Raw genomic sequence first — 17483 nt, 5'->3', positions numbered from 1 at the left:
ACCGGGAAAGGGCGCACCCCGGCTCGAATCCCCCGCCGCGGAGCCGAGGGCGGAGACAAGGGAGGCCCCCGTCCCATCGCGGTCCTCTGAGCGCCGAAGGCGCGATCGGACCGCGATGGGACGGGGGCCTCCCGTACGGGTGGAACGACCTCAGGCGGAGCCTAGCAGATGCCCTGCGCCATCATGGCGTCGGCGACCTTCAGGAAGCCGGCGATGTTGGCGCCGGTCACGAAATCGCCCTCGTGGCCGTAGGCGCGGGCGGTGTCGTCCACGTTGTGGAAGATGCCGCGCATGAGGGTCTCCAGCTTGCCGTCGACCTCCTCGAAGGTCCAGGAGAGGTGCTCGGCGTTCTGGCTCATTTCAAGGCCGCTCACCAGCACGCCGCCGGCGTTGGCGGCCTTGCCGGGCATGAAGGCGACCCCGTTCTGCTGGAGGTAGACGGTCGCATCGGGCGTCGTGGGCATGTTGGCGCCCTCGCCCACGATGCGGCAGCCGTTGGCGACCAGCGCCTGGGCGTCCTCGAGCGTGAGCGTGTTCTCGAACGCGCAGGGCAGCGCGATATCGCAGGGCAGCTGCCACACGCCGCGCCCGTCGCCCTCGTGCCAGACGGCGCCCGGGCAGGCGTCGGCGTACAGCGCCAGGCTCACGCCCTGGTCGTGGCCGGAGCGCTTCTTGTTGTAGATGTCCTCGAGCACGCGGTAGTCGATGCCCTCGGCGTCCTCGATCCAGCCCTTCGTGTCACAGGCGGCGATGACCGTGCCGCCGAGCTGCGAGACCTTCTGGATGGCGTAGATCGCGACGTTGCCCGAGCCGTGGACCACGACGGTCTTGCCCTCGAAGGAGTCGCCCTGGGACTTGAGGTACTCGTCCACGAAGTACACCAGGCCGTACCCGGTCGCCTCGTTGCGGGCGAGCGAGCCGCCGAAGGACAGCCCCTTGCCCGTGAGCACGCCGCTCCACTCGTTCCTCAGGCGCTTGTACTGACCGAACAGGTAGCCGATCTCGCGGCCGCCCACGCCCAGGTCGCCGGCGGGAACGTCGGTGTTCGGGCCGATATGGCGGGAGAGCTCGGTCATGAAGGACTGGCAGAACGCCATGATCTCGCGGTTGGACTTGCCCTTGGGATCGAAGTCCGAACCGCCCTTGCCGCCGCCCATGGGCAGCGTGGTCAGGCTGTTCTTGAAGATCTGCTCGAAGCCGAGGAACTTGAGCATGCCCACGTTCACCTTGGGGTTGAAGCGCAGACCGCCCTTGTAGGGGCCGAGCGCGGAGTTGAACTCGACGCGGTAACCGCGGTTGACCTGGACCTTGCCGGAATCGTCGGTCCACGGGACGCGGAACATGACGGTGCGCTCCGGCTCGACCAGGCGCTCGAGCAGCGCGGCCTCCTCGAACTCGGGATGGGCCTCGAGCGCGGGCTCGATGGTCTCCAGGACCTCGGTCGCGGCCTGCAGGAACTTGGGCTGGTCGGCATAGCGCTCACGCAGCTCGGCGATGACCCTCTCGGCGTAGTTCATATTCATCCCCCTTGATATGCAATGCTGGAATTTGCCTGCACATCGTACTACGGGATACCCGATGCTTTAGTGAGAAAGAGTCCGTGTGATTTCGGCCCCGTTACGTTTTTCCTGCTCAGGGTGTTTCTCGATACGCCAAGATTGCCGTTTGGTTACGCGACTGTTTCAAGAAGTTTCCATTTCGTCTCCGTTTCGCGAACGGTCCCGCTCCGGGCTCGCGAGCGCGGATATGCAGGGCGCGTCGGCGACGAGCTGGAGGAGGGCCCCTCCCTATGCACCCTTCCCGGCATGGCGGCCAGCGATGACGGGCGGGGCGGTCCACGCAGTCATGGGGCGGTCCCCGGCTATGGCAGACCGCGCCGCAGCCCGCTGCGCGCGACCAGGGACGTCGACGTGGAGAAGCGCCTAGGGGCGCACGAGCACGCGCGCGCCGCCCTCGTAGGGCCCCACCGTGCCGATGCGCTGGACCGCCGGCACGCCCTCCCCCGCCGTGCGCAGGGCCTCGACGAGCGCGTCGGCGTCGCGCGGGTCGACCGCGAACAGCAGGCCGCCGGATGTCTGGGGGTCGAACAGGGCGTCGGCGACGGCGAGCGGGACGCCGTCGGAGAAGGACACCTCGGCCTCGGCGTAGCGGCGGTTGCGGTACACTCCCGCGGGCAGGATCCCCATGGCGGCGAGATCGAGCGCGCCGGGGAGGAACTCGAACGCATCGGCATGCAGCGTGACCCGGACGTCCGCGCCCTGCGCGAGCTCCAGGCAGTGGCCGAGGACCGCGAACCCGGTGATATCGGTGCAGGCGTGCACCCGGAAGGGCGCGGCGGCCTCCGCCGCGGCGCGGTTGAGCGTACACATGACCCTCTCGACGAGCGCGCGGTCCCCCTCGCCCGCCAATCCCCCCTTGAGCGCCGTCGTGATGATGCCGATGCCCACGGGCTTGGTGTAGACGAGCTCGTCCCCCGGACGGGCCGTGTCGTTCCTCAGCAGGCGCGCCGGGTCGATCACGCCGGTCACGGACAGGCCGTACTTGGGCTCGGGGTCGTAGATGCTGTGCCCGCCCGCCACGACCGCGCCGGCCTCCGCCGCCTTGGTCGCGCCGCCGCGCAGGATCTCGCGAACCGCGTCGGAGGGCATGTCCTCGGGCACTGCCATGATGTTCAGCGCGGTGACGGGGCGCGCGCCCATGGCGTAGATGTCGGACAGGGCGTTCGCCGCGGCGATCTGGCCGAAGGTGAACGGGTCGTCGGCGATGGGCGGGAAGAAGTCGAGGGTCTGCACGATCGCCAGGTCGTCGCGCAGGCGGTAGACGGCCGCATCGTCGGCATGGTCGAATCCCACCAGGAGGTTCCCATCGGTCACCTGCGGGAACCCCTCGAACAGGCGGGCGAGCTCGCCCGCGCCGACCTTGGCGCCGCAGCCCGCGCATTCCGCGAGCTTCGTGAGTTTGACCTGCGTCTCCATAGCGACCGTCCTTCCCGTGCGCCGTCCCGCCGGCGCCCTCACAGCATCAACCGGTAGATCCCCTCGGGGACGAGATGCCCCGCGACCGCGCGGTCGAACGCGGCGCGCGCGTCGTCGCCGGGCGGCATGGACCAGGCGAGGCCGCACTCCGCCGTGATCTCGACGGGCAGGGGGATGATCCTGCCCTCGACGCCGGCCTCGCGGCAGAGCCGCTCCGCCTCCATCGCGTCGAAGGTGCTCGCGAACGCCACGACCGTGCGCGCGGTGCGCCCCCGTCCCATCGGCTTCCTCCCTCCGTCGCCCCGCGGCCCCCCGCGGGACTGCGCCCTATCTTCCCGCGGCGATCGCTGCCAGCGCGTCCGCCGCGGCGTCCACATCGTCCTCGGTGGTGAACCAGCCGAAGGAGAACCGGACCGCCCCGCGCCCGAGCGTCCCGAGCGCGGCGTGCATCCGGGGGGCGCAGTGCAGGCCGGCGCGCGTCGCGACCCCGAACTCGAAGGCGAGCCGATCGGCCACGCGCGAGGAGTCCTCCCCCGCGACGTCGAGCGCCACCACCCCGGTGTGGTCGTGTCCATCGGATCCGCCGAGGACCCGGAACCCGTCCAGCCCCCTCACCCGCTCGACGAACCGCGCCCGCAGCGCCGTCTCGTGCGCGGCGATGCGGTCGACGCCCGTCTCGGAGATGAACCCGAGCGCCGCCGCCAGGCCCGCGAGGCCCTGCGCGTTCACGGTCCCCGCCTCCAGATGCTCCGGGTACGCATCCGGCTGGAAGGGGTCGGCGCTCCTCACGCCCGTCCCGCCGTGCACGAGCGGCGCCACGTCGACTCCCGGAGCCACCGCGAGCCCGCCGGTGCCCTGCGGGCCCATGAGGCCCTTGTGGCCCGTGAAGCAGACGACGTCCGCGCCGACGGCGCCCATGTCGACCGGCCACGCCCCCAGCGTCTGCGCGGCGTCCAGCACGAACAGGGCGCCGCGTGCGTGCGCCGCGTGCGCGAGGGCGCGGGCGTCGGTGACGGCGCCGGTGAGGTTTGACGCGTGCGTCGCCACCACGGCGCGCGTGTTCGGGCGGAACAGGCCGTCGAGCTCCTCCATGCGCAGGCGCCCCGAGGCGTCCGCCGGCAGGTAGTCGAGCTCGATGACGCCGCGGCGCTCGAGCTCGTGCAGCGGGCGCAGCACCGAGTTGTGCTCGAAGTCGGTCGTGATGACATGGTCACCCCGCCGAAGCAGGCCGAAGATCGCCGTGTTCAGCGCCATGGTCGCGTTCAGGGTGAACGCGACGCGCTCGGGATGCGCGAAGCCGATGAGCCGCGCGATACCCGAGCGGGCGGAGGCGACCGAGCGAGCGGCGGCCAGGTCGTCGTCCGCGGCGCCGCGCGAGCAGCTGCCCGCGCCGGCCATGGCGGCCACCACGGCCTCGGCGACGGCGGGCGGCTTCTGCACGGTGGTCGCGGCGTTGTTGAGGTAGATCATACGGGCTCCTCGTCATCTCGCGAAGGGCGGGCGCGGTACCGAAGACGGCGCGCACGGGCCGGAGCATGGCAGACGGCGCCCGGCGCGTCGACGGGGCGAGGCGCTACAGCGTGACGACCTTGTCCGGGCCGAGCGCGATCTCGGAGATGGCGTAGAGGTTCGTGACCCCGCCGACCGCGAGGCGGTCCTTGATGCCGTGGAAATCGAGGCAGGTGCCGCAGGTGAGCACCTCGCACCCGCGGCGCTCGAGCTCGCGGATGTCATCGAGCATCTCGGAGCCCTCGCAGGTCAGGCGAGCCCCGTCGTTGAAGAAGACGATGCGGTGCGGGACCTCGTCCGCCTGGGAGAAGGCGTAGACCAGCCCCTTGATGAGGATGCGTCCGAGCTCCTCGGCGCCCTGCCCGAAGGTGGAGGAGCCGACGAACACGGTGACCTGCCGGCGCGCGACGGGCGCCGGGGCGGCGGCGTCCCCGTCTCCCGGGACCGGGCAGGCGATACCCGCCTCGGCGAGCGCGGCGTCGGTCCCCTGCGGGTTCCCGGCGAGTTCGGCGGGCACGCCGGAGACGGTGACCGCCCAGCCGCCCTCGACCTCGGCGACCTCGGCGCTCCCCTGCTTGCTCGCGGCGAGGCGCTTGAGGTTCTCCACCGCGACGGTGTTGTCCACGAGGACGCGGACGCTCCCATCGGCCCCGGATTCGGCCAGCGCCTTCATCGCGCGGATCACGGGTTTGGGGCAGGTCTCGCCGAAGGCGTCGATCACGATCATCGATGCGCTCCTCTCGCCGGTGCCCCGGCATGTCCGGTCGGCACCGCTCGATAATAATTTGTTAGCATGCCAAGTATACCGCGCGCGCCGCCGTGCCGGGCCGCGGGCCGCCGACGCTCTGCCGAACGGCGCCGGCGACCCCGCCGCGCGGACGGAGCCCGGGAACCCGGCGCACCGCCGACCACCCGACGCCTGCGCCGCCCGCCGGGGGCCCGGTGCCCGGGCAGCCACCCGGCGCCCGCGCTACTCCCCCGTGCGATGGTAGACGAACCAGTACCCGAGCGCGACGATCAGGGCGCCCCCCACGATGTTGCCCAGGGTTGCGGCGGAGAGGTTGTAGAGGATGCCCGCGATGTCGAGCGATGTGGCGCCCGCGACGTCGGCGCCGTACCCCGACGCGACCATGAGCGCGCCCATGGGCAGGAAGTACATGTTCGCCACGCAGTGCTCGAAGCCGCATGCGACGAACGCGGAGATGGGGAGCAGGATGCCGACGACCTTGTCGACGACCGTCTTGCCGGCGAACCCGATCCACACCGCCAGGCAGACGAACACGTTGCACAGGACGCCGCGGAAGAACAGCGTCGCCCAGTCCGGCGTGACCTTCCCGGCGGCGACCGACACCATGGACGTCGCGACCGCCTCGCCGTTCAGCTTGTAGATGCCCGCGAAGAAGACGAGCACCGCGACGGCCAGGGCGCCCGCGAAGTTGCCGAGCCACACGATCGCCCAGTTGCGGGCGAGCTCCGATGCGGAGATCCGGTGCGAGCGCAGGGCGCAGACCATGAGCGCGTTGCCGGTGAACAGCTCGGCGCCGCACAGCAGCACGAGGACGAGGCCCAGGCAGAAGCACAGCCCCCCGACGACGCGCTGCGGCCCCCAGCTGAGGGTCGTATCCGAGAGGAAAACCGTGAAGAACAACCCGCCGAAGGCGATGAACGCGCCGGCGAACATCGCGAGGACGAACGCGCACGCGGCACCGAGGCGCACCTTGGCGACGGCGGCATCCTCCGCCTTGGCCTCGATCTGCGCCGGGGTGAGGCACTCCGGTGAAACGACCCGTTCGCTGCTCCGATCTACCATGGAACCATCTTCTTTCCGCTCGTCGGCCGCGGGGCGATCGCCCCCGTCCCCATGGTAGCGAACTCACGGTGCGGGCGCGGGCAGAACGGGGCCCATGAAACGCGAAGCCCGGTTGCCCCGGGGCGTGGCATGGCCTATAATCGGTGTTCCTTGGGACTAGCACAGGTCGAAGACCGCTAGCTGCTCAACACCTTCGGGACGTGGCGCAGTTTGGTAGCGCGCCTGCTTTGGGAGCAGGATGTCGCAGGTTCGAATCCTGTCGTCCCGACCATATCGCGGGCGTAGTTCAATGGTAGAACCTCAGCCTTCCAAGCTGATGACGCGGGTTCGATTCCCGTCGCCCGCTCCAAGAAACGCACGAGCCCGGCACCCTTGCGGTGCCGGGCTTTTCTCCGCCGCGGGCCGGGAATCGAACCGATGAGGTCGCGAGGCTGAGCGAACGCGCGAGCGTTCGCCAGCGAGCGCGCGAGGGCGGCGCGAGCCGCCCGGAGCATGCGGACGCCGCAGGCGGACGCGATTCCCGTCGCCCGCTCCAACAGATGCACGAGCCCGGTACCCTCGCGGTGCCGGGCTTCTTGCTGCCGCGGGCCGGGGATCGAACCGATGAGGTCGCGAGGCCGGGCGAGCAGGGGGCCCGCCCACAAGAGCAGACATCCTGTCCCTCACGAGTCGAGCGCGCGCACCGCCGCCCCCAGCGCCCCCGCGTACCTCGCCATGGGGCAGGTGACCACGGCAGCCCCCAGCGCCTCGCCCAGACGCTCCGCGACGAAGGCGTTCTCGGACAGACCCCCGGTCAGGAAGACGCGGTCGGCCCCGGCCCCGGCCTGCCCGACGAGCGCGGAGACGCGGGAGACGACCGAGTCGATCACCCCGCGCGCGATATCCTCCCGTGCGACCCCGCGGCCTATCAGGGAGATCACCTCGCTCTCGGCGAACACCGTGCACATGCTCGAGATCTTCGTCTCGCTCCCCATGCGCGCCAGGGCGCTCAGCCGCTCCTGGGACACACCGAGCCGGTCGGCCATGATCTCGAGGAACCGGCCGGTGCCCGCCGCGCACTTGTCGTTCATCGCGAACTTCACGACGCGCCCGCCGCGCAGCCTGATGACCTTCGTATCCTGCCCCCCGACGTCCACCACGACCCCATCGCCCCCGAACAGCCGGGAGGCCCCGATGCCATGGCAGGTGATCTCGGTCACGACGTCGTCGGCATACGGCACCGCGATCCTGCCGTACCCGGTCGCCACGCAGCGAGCCGAGCCCGCTTCCCCGACCTCGAAGCCCCGGTCCCGAAGCGCCCTTCGAACGCGCTCGGCGGCGTCCACGCTCGAGAACCCGGTGGGCTCGAGCACCGTGGCGACGACGTCCCCGTCGCCCCCCAGCACGACCGCCTTGGTCGCCGTGGAGCCTATATCGACGCCGATGCCGAAGCCATCAGCCATGGGCGGCACCTCCCGTTCCCAGCTCTCCGCATCGCCTAGACCCTACAGCGTCTCGATGAAGGCGGCGATGCGCGTGTCGATCTGCCCTTGGTCGCCTCCGCTGTAATCCGTCTCGACCTTGAGATAGGGCACGCCCGCGCCCTCGACCGCACGCTCCATGAGCGCCGCCTCCACGTTGAAGGTGTGGCAGGCGGTGAGCACGCTCTCGATCACGCCGTCGACGCGGTAGCGCTCCACCATGGCGAGCGTGTTGTCCATGCGCGCGGCGTTGGGCGTCATGACCGAGCAGTTGATATCGAGGTAGCGGTCGGCGATGGCGCGCAGGATGTCGTCGGCATCCTCGTCCACGAGCGCCGCCTGGGTGCGCTCGCCCGAGCAGTCGTCGGCGCACACGACCACGCCGCCGTTCCGCTCGACAGTCCGCCCGATCTTGTTGATGACGCCGCCGATGGGACAGCCCGTCACCAGGATGCGCTTGGCGTCGACGGCGACCGGGCGCTCGCCCGCCTCGTACTGCGCGCGGCGCTCGGCGGCGAGCGCCTCCAGCTTGACGGTGAACTCCTCCACGTCGAAGCTGAACGTGGCGGCGAACATGGTGCTCATGAGCTCCACGCCGCTCATCGCCGGCGGCTCGCAGGCCTGCAGGCGATACAGCTCCACCATGGCGCGGCGCATGCGGTTGCGGCGGCGCACGGCGGCGCGCAGGTCATCGTCCCCGATCTCCACGCCGTACAGCTCCTCCAAGCGGTCCTTGAGCAGGCGGACCTCCTCGTACCAGGCCTCGCGCTCGTAGGCGCGGTCGCGCCCCTGGGGCAGGTGAAGGATGTGCGTGAGCTTGAGCTCGTCGAGCAGCTCGTACATCTTCTTCTTTCCGTCGCAGGTGGTCTCTCCCACGATGAGGTCCGCGAAGTAGGTGAACGGGCACTTCTGGGATGCGGCGAAACCGTAGGTCGACTTGATGAGCGGGCAGAGGTTGGCAGGCAGGGTGCGCTCGGCCTGCGGGATGACCTCGTCGGAGGTGCCGCACAGCGCCACGCCCGCCGCGCCCGCGGCGTCGATCACCTCGAGCGGCGTGTAGCTGCACAGGTAGCCTATCAAGCGGCCGCCGGCCTGCTTGTAGTCCTTCACGCGGATGAAGCTCTGGCGGCGCTGCTCGTTGAACTCCTCGAACGTGCGCGGCAGCGGGTAGCGGTCGGCATCGGTCATGTCGGTCCCCTCTCGTCGGGGCGCCGTGATGCGGGCGCCCGGGCAGCGGCCGTCTCCGACGCGCAGCGTGCGATTAATACGATAATTATTTTTTATCGTTCTTTCGGACGGTAGGGACGTATCCGGTGAATCGGCGAACGGCTCGGTTCGGTACGGCGCACGGCGCCTTCGCTGCGCCCGGCTCCCCGGCGGCGCGGCGCCTCAGCGGCAGACGAGGTGGATCCGGGAGGCGTCGAAGTGCATGGGCAGCACGTCGCCCTCATGCGGGAGGTCCGCCTCGGGCACGCCCACCTTGCGCAGGCGCCACTGCAGGCGGCTCGGGGCGTCGGCACGGGGGACGTCGAGCAGCACGAGCCGCTCGAAGCGCGAATCGCTCACGCGCGCGACGCGCAGGTCGTAGCTGTTGCGGCCCCGGGCGCCGCCGGCGCGCTCGCGGTCGGTATGGAAGTAGTTGGCGCGGATTCCCAGGTACGAGACGTCGTCGGGGACGGGGCGGCCGACATCGAAGGTCATCCCCCAGTCGAGCGCCTCGACCTCACAATCCCCCACCTTGCGCGCCGGGCTCGTGTTCTTGCAGCCCGTCAGGCGCAGCGTGGCGAGGGTCTGGGGACGCTCGACGATATCCGACGCCGTCCCGGTCTCCTCGATGCGCCCGTCGTGCATCACGGCGATGCGCTCGGTGAGCCGGCACGCCTCGTCGATGTCGTGGCTCACGTACAGCACCGTGCGCCGGACCACCGAGAACACGTCGAGCAGGTTCTGCTCGAGGGCGCTTTTGAGATATGCGTCGAGGGCCGAGAACGGCTCGTCGAACATGAGGATTCCCGGGCGCGCCGCGAGCATGCGGGCGAGCGCGACGCGCTGCTGCTGGCCCCCGGACAGCCGCGCGGGGAAGCGGTCGGCGAACCGGTCCATCCCGAAGATGGTGAGGAAGCGCCGCGCGTCAGCGCGCTGGCGGTCCGCCGGCAGCGCGGGGTCCATCCCGGCGCGCACGTTGTCGAGGACCGTCATGTTGGGGAACAGCTGGTAGCTCTGGAACAGCAGGGCGCATTTGCGCTGCTGGGGCGACAGGTCGATCCCGAGCTCCGAATCGAAGAACGTCACGCCGTTCACCTCGATGCGCCCCTCGTCGGGCCGCTCGACCCCGGCGATGCAGCGCAGGGTGCAGCTCTTCCCGCACCCGGAGGCGCCGAGCAGGGCGATGCGCTCATCGCCCGCCTCGAGCGCGACGTCGAGGGTGAACCCGGGGTAGCGCTTGACGATGTCGAGGGAGAGCGACATGCTACCTCACCCCGCCTTCCGCGGCGTCGTCGCCCAGCAGCAGCGCCGCCAGGGCATCGCGGTCGATGCGCAGCGCGTCGCCGCCGTGCTCCTCCAGCGCGTCCCCGTCGCGGGCGGAGCCGTCCTCCCCGGCGCGGGACAGCGCCCGGCGCTCGGCGCGCGTGAGGCCGCGGCGGCGGTAGGACTGCGACCGCGCGGTGTAGATGTTGATGAACAGGACGACCAGGAAGCTGAACGCGATGACCACGACGACCCAGAACAGCGCGACCTCGGTGTTGCCGCCCATCCACTGGAAGTAGATGGCGATGGGGATCGTCTGGGTCTCGCCCGCGTAGTTGCCGGCGAAGAACAGCGTGCAGCCGAACTCGCCCATGGCGCGCGCGAACGCGAGGACCGTCCCCGCCGCGATGCTCGGCCAGGCGAGCGGCATCATGAGGCGGCGGAATATGCGCCCCTCGGACCAGCCGAGGGTGCGCGCCGCATCGAGCATCTGCGCGTCCAGCCCCTCGAACGCGCCGAGCGCGGTGCGGTACATGAGCGGGAAGCTCACCACGACGGCGCTCACCACGGCGGCGGGCCAGGTGAACACGAGCGCGATCCCGTGATCGATCAGGAAGCGGCCCACGGCCGTGGACTGCCCGAACAGCAGGAGCAGCAGGAAGCCGCAGACGGTGGGCGGCAGCACCATGGGGATGGTGAACACCGAGTCGAGCAGGCCCTTGAGGCGGCTCGAGGTGCCCATGGTCCGCCAGGCGGCGAGCAGCCCCAGCACGAAGGTGACGGCGAGCGCCACCGCCGAGGTCTTGACCGATACCCACAGCGGGCGCATGTCGAGCGACGTGAAGAACGACCGGACGCCGTCCCACCAGGTGGGGACCGTCTCCATGTCCACGTCCCCGGCGGCCACCAGACGCGCGCTGTCGACCCACAGCGCGCCGTCGCCCAGATCGAGCCCGGCGGCGTCGGCGGCGTCGGACGGAGCGCTCCCCTGCGGCAGCTCGGCGGGCTGCACCGAGGCGTAGCGCCCCTCGCCCGCCTCCACGCAGAACAGGAAGCGGTAGGCGCCCTCGACGGCCTCGCCCCCGGTCGAGACGGTCCAGGTCTTCCGCTGGTCCCCCAGCAGCTCGCCGCCGCGCGAATGGCTCTCGTCGAGCTGGCGGACCAGCTCGAACAGCGCCTCGGCGTCGTCCGGGTCGTCCGGGGAGAACCCGGCCTCCGCCGCGGCGTCCTCGTCCACGTAGACCAGGACGGACTCCTGCGTGTGCACCGCCACGAGCGTCGCGCCCTCGGTGAGCGGGAACCGGTACCCCAGGTCCGTGCCGTCCACCGGGCGCTGGGCGCCGCGGTTCGCGCGCATGAACCCGTTGAGTCCGAACCCCGCCTCCTCGTCGAGGGCGGAGTCCTCCTGGGCCTGCCGCCCGTCCCCCGCCGACCCCGCGGCGCCATCGGCCCATGCGCGCGCGGGCGCGGCGAGGGGCAGCAGCGCGCAGAGGGCGAGCGCGAGCGCGCAGAGGGCCGCGAGCGCCTGAGCGGGCCGGCGCCGGCTGCGCGCCGGCGCCGCGGATGGGATATGTCTGACGGGACCTGGCATGCCGGAAGTATACCGCGCGGGGCTCGTCGCGCCGGCCTACGCGAGCTCGAAGCCGTACTCGGCCCAGATGGCGAGGGCGTCCTCGTCGGTCATGCAGAAGTCGAGGAACTCGGCCGCCTCGTCGGGCGCCTCGGAGGAGGCGGAGACGGCGCCGGGGTAGACGATCGGCTTATGGGAGTCGTCGGGGCAGGTGAAGGCGACCTCGATGCCCTCGTAGCGGTAGACGTCGGAGGTGTAGACGAAGCCCACCGCGCAGTCGCCGGCGGCCACGTACTGCGCCGCGGTCCCGACCTTGTCGGCGACGCTCACCTTGTCGGCGATGGAGGGGTCGTACTGACCGCCCTCGCCCTCGGCCTCGCTATAGAGGCCGACGCTCGCGAGCGCCTGGTTGGCGTACTTGCCCGCGGGCACCGCGCCCGGCTCGCCGATGGCGATGTTGCCCTCGACGTTCGCGACGTCGCCGATCGCGGAGATCTGGACGTCGGCTCCGGCGACGCGGACGATCACGAGCTCGTTGGTGAACATGTCCTGACGGGTCGCGGCGTCCACGAGGTCCGCCTCCTCGGCATCGTCCATGGTGCCCGACGACGCGGTGATGAGGATGTCGACCGGGGCGCCGCCGCGCATCTGCTCGACGAGGTCGCCGGAGCCCTTGTACTGCGTGTCGGCGAAGGTGACGCCGGTGCGCTCGGTGTAGAGGGCCTCGACCTCGGGCATGGCCTTCTCGAGCGAGTTCGCGGCGAAGATCTGCAGCTCGACCGCGGAGCCGTCGGATGCGGACGAGGAGGCGGGCGACGCGGAGCCGGTGGTCGACGAGGTGTCGGCGCCGCAGCCCGCCAGGGCGGCGACGGCGAGGGCGGAGGAGGCCGACGCGACGAGCGTGCGACGCGAGACGGGGGTGTTCAGCATGGCGTTCGTTCCTTCCCTTCGGTCAGCGGCACCCGATGCGCCGCCGCATCCCGGCCCGCCCGGAGCGGGCCGCCTGAGTCGTCCAGATTATACTCTTGCGAGAATAATCAGATGAGAATTATTTCTTATTGAGAACACCCTGTCGGCGAACGGCGCGGCGGGCGGCCTCAGGCGGCGGGGTGCCCGCCGCCCGCCGTCATGCACGCGGCGTGCTCGAGCTGGTCGGCGATGGCCTCCCAGCATTCGCGCGCCGCCTTGGTCGAACCCGGGAAGTTCACCACGAGCGTCGCGCCGCGCTGCATGCACACGGCGCGCGAGAGCATGGCCCGACGCGTCTTGGTCATCGAGTAGGCGCGCATGGCCTCGGCGATGCCGGGGACGTCGCGGTCGCATACGGAGCGCGTCGCCTCGGGGGTCACGTCGCGCAGCGAAAGGCCCGTCCCGCCGCAGGTGATGACGACGTGCGCCGCACGGCGGTCGGCGGCCTCCGCGATGACCCCCGCGATGGAGGCGGCCTCGTCCGGCACGACGACGTGCCCGGCGAGCGTCCAGCCCGCGTCGGCGATCAGGCCCTCGAGCGCCGCGCCCGCCTCGTCGGCGGCGAGGTCGCGCGTGTCCGAGCACGTCACGATGGCGATACGGAGATCCATGTCTTCCCCTCCTACGGTCCCTCCCCCATGCATTCCGGTGCGCCCGGACGGTGGGGCGTCCTACAGCACCGAGCCCTCGGGCAGGTCGATGCGCACGCAGTCGACCTCGTCGCCCGCCGCGTACCCCTTGAGCCCCTCGGGCACCACGAGCAGGCAGTTGGCGCGCTGGAGGGTTCCCAGCAGCGCAGAGTTCTGGCTTGACGCCTCGTGCACCGACAGCTCTCCGTCGGCGCCGCGCTCGATGCGGGCCCGGTCGTAGAAGCGCCGCTGCTGCCCCTTGGGGACGTCGTGCGCCACGCGGGCCCGGCTCACGGGGCGGTCGAGCTCGACGTGCCCGCGCATGCTGCGCAGCGCCGGGCGGGCGAGCAGCTCGAAGCCGACGGCCGCCGCGGCGGGGTTGCCCGAGAGGCCCAGGAACGGGACCCCGCGGACGACCCCGAAGGTGATGGCCTTGCCGGGCCGCAGGGAGATGCGGTCGAACAGGACCTCCCCCTCCCTGCGGACGAGCTCGGTCACGTAGTCGTAGTCGCCCGCCGACGCGCCGCCGCTCGTGATGAGGAAGTCGCAGGACGCAGCCGCCTCGAGGACCGCACGACGGATGGCCCCCTCGTCGTCGGGCACGATGCCGAGAAAGCGCGGCTCGGCGCCCGCCGCCAGGGCGCTCGCCAGGATCAGCGAGGAGTTGGCATCGCGGATCTGCCCGCGCGCGGGGACCTCGCCGGGGGCCACGAGCTCGGTGCCGATCGAGAGCACGCCCACCTTCGGGGCGGCGTGGACGGGAACCTCCGTGTAGCCGGCCGATGCGAGCAGGCCCGCGCCCGCCGGGGACACGACCTCGCCCGCGCGCATGACCGCCTCGCCCGCGCGCGCCTCGAGGCCCGCCTCGCGCACGTTGTCCCCGGCGGGCGCCGGGGCGGCGAAGGAGACGCGCGAGCCCTCGTTCCCGTCACCGGACAGCACGCGGACGTCCTCGTACTTGACCACGGCGTCCGCCCCCGCCGGGAGCGGGGCGCCCGTCATGATGCGGACCGTGCATCCCGGTCCCACCTCGCCGTCGAAGACGGAGCCGGCGGCCTCGTGGCCCACGACGTCGAGGACGACCGGGGCGTCCCCGCCCGCCCCCGCCAGGTCGGCGGAGCGCACCGCGTAGCCGTCCATGGCGCTGTTCGCGAACGGCGACAGGTCGATGTCGGTCGGGGCGTCGGCGGCGAGCGGCAGCCCGACCGCGCCCCATACCGGCCGCATCTCGACGGCCGTGCGGCCCACGTGCCCGATCACGATCCGTCTGGCCTCCTCAAGGGGGATCATCGTCTCCATCCCGCTCCCTCCGACGCAGGCGCCCCCGGCGCCGCCGACATTTGTCCTCGCACCAGTATAATGCGCGCGGCGGGCGCGCCGCGCCGCGAACCGACCCCGCAGCCGGTTTGTGGCGCGGCACCGGTGCTCCTATAATGCACGCGGCGGGCGCATGGGGCGCCCGCGATACGGGAAGCGAGGAACCCCCTATGCCCCCGACACCGATCGAACGCCTGCGCCGCGGCCGCCGCCACGGGACCGGAGCCGTGAGCGCCTTCGGGCTCGAGCTCATGCGGACCGAGCGCCTGCTCGCCCAGGACACGGCGCGCGACCTCGGCAACATGCGCGCGAGCGCCCGCACGCTCGCCCTCGTCCTCGTCGTGTCGGCGCTCATGGGCGCGGCCGCCTGGGCGTTTCTGACCGCCCTCGACCTCGTCACCGCGGCGCGCGAGGCGAACCGCTGGATGTTCGCCCTGCTGCCCGCGGTGAGCGCCGCGACCGCCTGGGTCTACCGCAACCACGGCCTGCGCGCCGCACGCGGCAACAACCTCGTCATCGACAGCTCCGTGACCGGGACGCCCATCCGGGCGCGGATGGCGGCGCTCACCTTCATCTGCTCGGTCGCCACGCACGCGGCGGGCGGCTCCGCGGGCCGGGAGGGCACCGCCGTGCAGATCGGCGGGACCATCGCGAGCAACGCGGCCGGCATCTTCCACCTGGGAGGGCGCGAGCGGCAGGACCTCATGCTCGCCGGCATCTCGTCGGCGTTCGGCGGGGTGTTCGGCACGCCGCTCGCCGGCGCGTTCTTCGGCATGGAGATGTGCACCATCGGCAAGCTCAACTACAGCGCCGGCATCTACTGCCTCGTCGCCTCGTTCACCGGCGACGCCGTCGCCCGCGCGCTCGGGTGCGCCCACGCCTTCCAGACGATCGGCTCCGTGCCGCCCATGACCCCGCATACGGTGGCGGCGGCGCTGGCGGCGGCGGTCGCCTTCGGGCTCACCGCGCGCCTGTTCTCCGCCTCGATCCGCGCGGTGCGGCGCTTCTGGGCGAACCGCTTCACCAACTACCTCGCCGCGGCCGTCGCCGGCTCGCTCGTGCTGCTCGGCGTCTACGTCGCCTTCGACCTGTACCCCTACGGCGGCCTGGCCGAATGGCTGGTCGAGGCGGGCTTCCGCGGCGAGACCACCCCTCTCGACGCCGTCGCCAAGCTCGTCTGCACGGCCCTCACGCTGGGCGCGGGCTTCCAAGGGGGCGAGGTCACCCCGCTGTTCGGCATCGGCGCCGCGCTCGGCGGCTGGCTCGCGGGGCCGCTCGGCGTCGATGCGGGCCTCATGGCCGCGCTCGGCATGACGGGGGTTTTCGGAGCCGCCCTGAACGTGCCGGTCACCACGATCATGCTGGCCGTCGACATGTTCGGCGGGCAGGCGGCGGGCTACTTCGTGATCGTCGCGTTCGTGAGCTACCTGGTCGCGGGCCACCGCGGGGTCTACCCCGCCCAGCGCATCGTGACCCCCAAGCGCCGCTCGCTCGCCGACGAGCAGGGGGAGACGGTCGAGGAGGTCATCGCGCACCGGCGGGAGGATGCGGGGGCGGCGGAACCCGGCGGGAACGCGGACGCGGACGGGTCGTCCCGGACGGGCGCCGGCTCGGCTCCCGACGCGGACGCGGACGGGTCACCCCGGTCAGGCGATACCTCGGCTCCCGATGCGGACGACATGCAGGGGCGCGACGCCGCCGCGGCTCAGACCGGGGACGGAGCGCGCCCATGAGCGGCACGGCGCGCCTCGGGCGCACCCTCATCATCGCCAACCCGGCCGCCCACGCGGGGGCGGCCTCCGGCATCGGGGCGCGGCTCGCGCGCTTCCTCGGCATGTACCTCCACGACGGGCAGGCGGTCGAGCTCGCGCGGACGGAGCGGCCGGGCCATGCGACGGACATCGCCGCCGGCGCCGCGGGGTTCGACACCGTCCTGGCCGTGGGCGGCGACGGGATCGTCCGCGAGACGGTCTGCGGGCTGATGGATATCCCGCGCGGGCGGCGCCCCCGTCTGGGCGTCGTGCCGGTCGGGTCCGGCAACGACTACGCGCGGACCGTCGGCATGCCCGAGGTCCGCTCCGACGACGACCTCGCCGCCCTGCTCGCCTGCGAGCCGCGGGAGCTCGACGTCGGCCGCATCGTCTATGCGGAGGCCGAGGGCGGGTCGGACCGCGTCGGGTACTTCGCCCAGACGCTCTCCTTCGGGCTCGACGCCGCCATCGCGCTGGGCACCTACGAGCTGCGCCTCAGCACGGGGCTCACCGGGACGGCGCTCTACACCGCGAGCGGCCTCGACGTGTTCTGCCGGCGCTACCGGGACTTCCCCGCCGTCGTCTCGATCGACGGCGCGCCCGCGGAGCGCATGCGCCCCATCATCTTCGCCATGCAAATCGGGCCGACCTACGGGTCGGGCTTCCGCATCTGCCCCGACGCCAACCCCGCCGACGGCCTGCTCGACGTCTGCTACGCCTGCGGCCCGTACCCGCGCGCCGCCGCCCTGCCGCTGTTCCTCGCGGCAAAGGGCGGCCGGCACGTCGCGAGCCGCCGGGTGCGCATGCGGCGGGCGCGAGAGGTCGAGCTCTTCTTCGAGGAGGCGGGCTACCCCATCCAGGCCGACGGCGAGCGCGTCGCCGCCGCCCGCCTGCGCGCGGACGTCCTGCCCGGGGCGCTCACGGTCCTGTGCCGCGGGTAGACGGCGGCGTCCACACCGGACCCCCGCCCGCAGGGTAGGTGATACCCGAATCGGTGCCGCCGGCCAAACGGCCAACCGGATGC

The 17483-nt window shown here is 71.9% G+C and carries 15 protein-coding genes and 2 tRNA genes; 4 read left to right on the top strand and 13 right to left on the bottom strand.

Annotated features, from left to right (window positions below; genetic code table 11):
- Nucleotides 1-161: 161 nt before the first annotated feature.
- The 6 genes from gdhA to PHA29_RS05155 all read right to left on the bottom strand — a co-directional run bounded on the left by gdhA (nucleotide 162) and on the right by PHA29_RS05155 (nucleotide 6294).
- Nucleotides 162-1517, bottom strand: coding sequence for an NADP-specific glutamate dehydrogenase (gdhA, locus tag PHA29_RS05180; RefSeq protein WP_270848483.1), 1356 nt, complete (start codon nucleotides 1515-1517; stop codon nucleotides 162-164).
- A 405-nt stretch (nucleotides 1518-1922) separates the two neighbouring features.
- A complete protein-coding gene (gene selD, locus PHA29_RS05175) occupies nucleotides 1923-2975 on the bottom strand; it encodes a selenide, water dikinase SelD (protein WP_270848481.1) in 1053 nt (350 codons plus the stop codon).
- A 38-nt stretch (nucleotides 2976-3013) separates the two neighbouring features.
- The gene (locus PHA29_RS05170; protein ID WP_270405598.1) at nucleotides 3014-3256 is read right to left on the bottom strand and encodes a DUF3343 domain-containing protein; all 243 of its coding nucleotides are present in this window, start codon (nucleotides 3254-3256) and stop codon (nucleotides 3014-3016) included.
- A gap of 46 nt (nucleotides 3257-3302) precedes the next feature.
- Nucleotides 3303-4445 carry an aminotransferase class V-fold PLP-dependent enzyme gene (locus PHA29_RS05165; protein WP_270405599.1) on the bottom strand — a complete coding sequence of 381 codons (1143 nt, stop codon included), beginning with the start codon at nucleotides 4443-4445 and terminating at the stop codon, nucleotides 3303-3305.
- Nucleotides 4446-4548: 103 nt separating this feature from the next.
- Nucleotides 4549-5211 (bottom strand): sulfurtransferase-like selenium metabolism protein YedF, encoded by a 663-nt coding sequence (gene yedF, locus PHA29_RS05160; RefSeq protein ID WP_270848479.1) that lies wholly within the window; start codon nucleotides 5209-5211, stop codon nucleotides 4549-4551.
- Nucleotides 5212-5454: 243 nt separating this feature from the next.
- On the bottom strand, nucleotides 5455-6294 hold the full coding sequence (locus PHA29_RS05155) for a formate/nitrite transporter family protein (protein ID WP_270848478.1): 840 nt from the start codon (nucleotides 6292-6294) through the stop codon (nucleotides 5455-5457).
- A gap of 194 nt (nucleotides 6295-6488) precedes the next feature.
- On the opposite strand from PHA29_RS05155, the gene PHA29_RS05150 reads away from it, so the two are divergent.
- Both PHA29_RS05150 and PHA29_RS05145 read left to right on the top strand, forming a co-directional pair.
- A tRNA-Pro gene (locus PHA29_RS05150) sits at nucleotides 6489-6565 on the top strand.
- Nucleotides 6566-6569: 4 nt separating this feature from the next.
- A tRNA-Gly gene (locus tag PHA29_RS05145) sits at nucleotides 6570-6643 on the top strand.
- Nucleotides 6644-6956: 313 nt separating this feature from the next.
- Here the strand turns inward: PHA29_RS05145 and PHA29_RS05140 are convergent.
- From PHA29_RS05140 to PHA29_RS05110, 7 genes are all read right to left on the bottom strand, one after another.
- On the bottom strand, nucleotides 6957-7736 hold the full coding sequence (locus PHA29_RS05140; RefSeq protein WP_270848476.1) for an acyl-CoA dehydratase activase: 780 nt from the start codon (nucleotides 7734-7736) through the stop codon (nucleotides 6957-6959).
- A 42-nt stretch (nucleotides 7737-7778) separates the two neighbouring features.
- Nucleotides 7779-8942, bottom strand: coding sequence for a double-cubane-cluster-containing anaerobic reductase (locus tag PHA29_RS05135; RefSeq protein ID WP_270848474.1), 1164 nt, complete (start codon nucleotides 8940-8942; stop codon nucleotides 7779-7781).
- A 201-nt stretch (nucleotides 8943-9143) separates the two neighbouring features.
- Nucleotides 9144-10223, bottom strand: coding sequence for a sulfate/molybdate ABC transporter ATP-binding protein (locus PHA29_RS05130; protein WP_270404965.1), 1080 nt, complete (start codon nucleotides 10221-10223; stop codon nucleotides 9144-9146).
- Nucleotide 10224: 1 nt separating this feature from the next.
- Complete coding sequence (gene modB, locus PHA29_RS05125) at nucleotides 10225-11814, bottom strand: molybdate ABC transporter permease subunit (protein ID WP_270848471.1); 1590 nt, start codon at nucleotides 11812-11814, stop codon at nucleotides 10225-10227.
- 36 nt (nucleotides 11815-11850) lie between these two features.
- Nucleotides 11851-12723 (bottom strand): molybdate ABC transporter substrate-binding protein, encoded by an 873-nt coding sequence (modA, locus tag PHA29_RS05120; RefSeq protein WP_270404963.1) that lies wholly within the window; start codon nucleotides 12721-12723, stop codon nucleotides 11851-11853.
- Nucleotides 12724-12890: 167 nt separating this feature from the next.
- A complete protein-coding gene (locus tag PHA29_RS05115) occupies nucleotides 12891-13373 on the bottom strand; it encodes a MogA/MoaB family molybdenum cofactor biosynthesis protein (RefSeq protein ID WP_270848469.1) in 483 nt (160 codons plus the stop codon).
- Nucleotides 13374-13433: 60 nt separating this feature from the next.
- On the bottom strand, nucleotides 13434-14690 hold the full coding sequence (locus tag PHA29_RS05110; protein WP_270848467.1) for a molybdopterin molybdotransferase MoeA: 1257 nt from the start codon (nucleotides 14688-14690) through the stop codon (nucleotides 13434-13436).
- 188 nt (nucleotides 14691-14878) lie between these two features.
- Between PHA29_RS05110 and PHA29_RS05105 the strand changes: the two genes are divergently transcribed.
- Together PHA29_RS05105 and PHA29_RS05100 are read left to right on the top strand one after the other, a co-directional pair.
- Complete coding sequence (locus tag PHA29_RS05105) at nucleotides 14879-16441, top strand: chloride channel protein (protein ID WP_270848465.1); 1563 nt, start codon at nucleotides 14879-14881, stop codon at nucleotides 16439-16441.
- On the top strand, nucleotides 16438-17400 hold the full coding sequence (locus PHA29_RS05100; protein WP_270848463.1) for a diacylglycerol/lipid kinase family protein: 963 nt from the start codon (nucleotides 16438-16440) through the stop codon (nucleotides 17398-17400). The genes PHA29_RS05105 and PHA29_RS05100 overlap by 4 nt, the downstream gene beginning before the upstream one ends.
- Nucleotides 17401-17483: the final 83 nt, after the last annotated feature.

The sequence above is a fragment of the Candidatus Collinsella stercoripullorum genome (assembly GCF_027669965.1).
GTDB lineage: Bacteria > Actinomycetota > Coriobacteriia > Coriobacteriales > Coriobacteriaceae > Collinsella > Collinsella stercoripullorum.
This window is presented reverse-complemented; position numbering and strand designations above follow the sequence as displayed.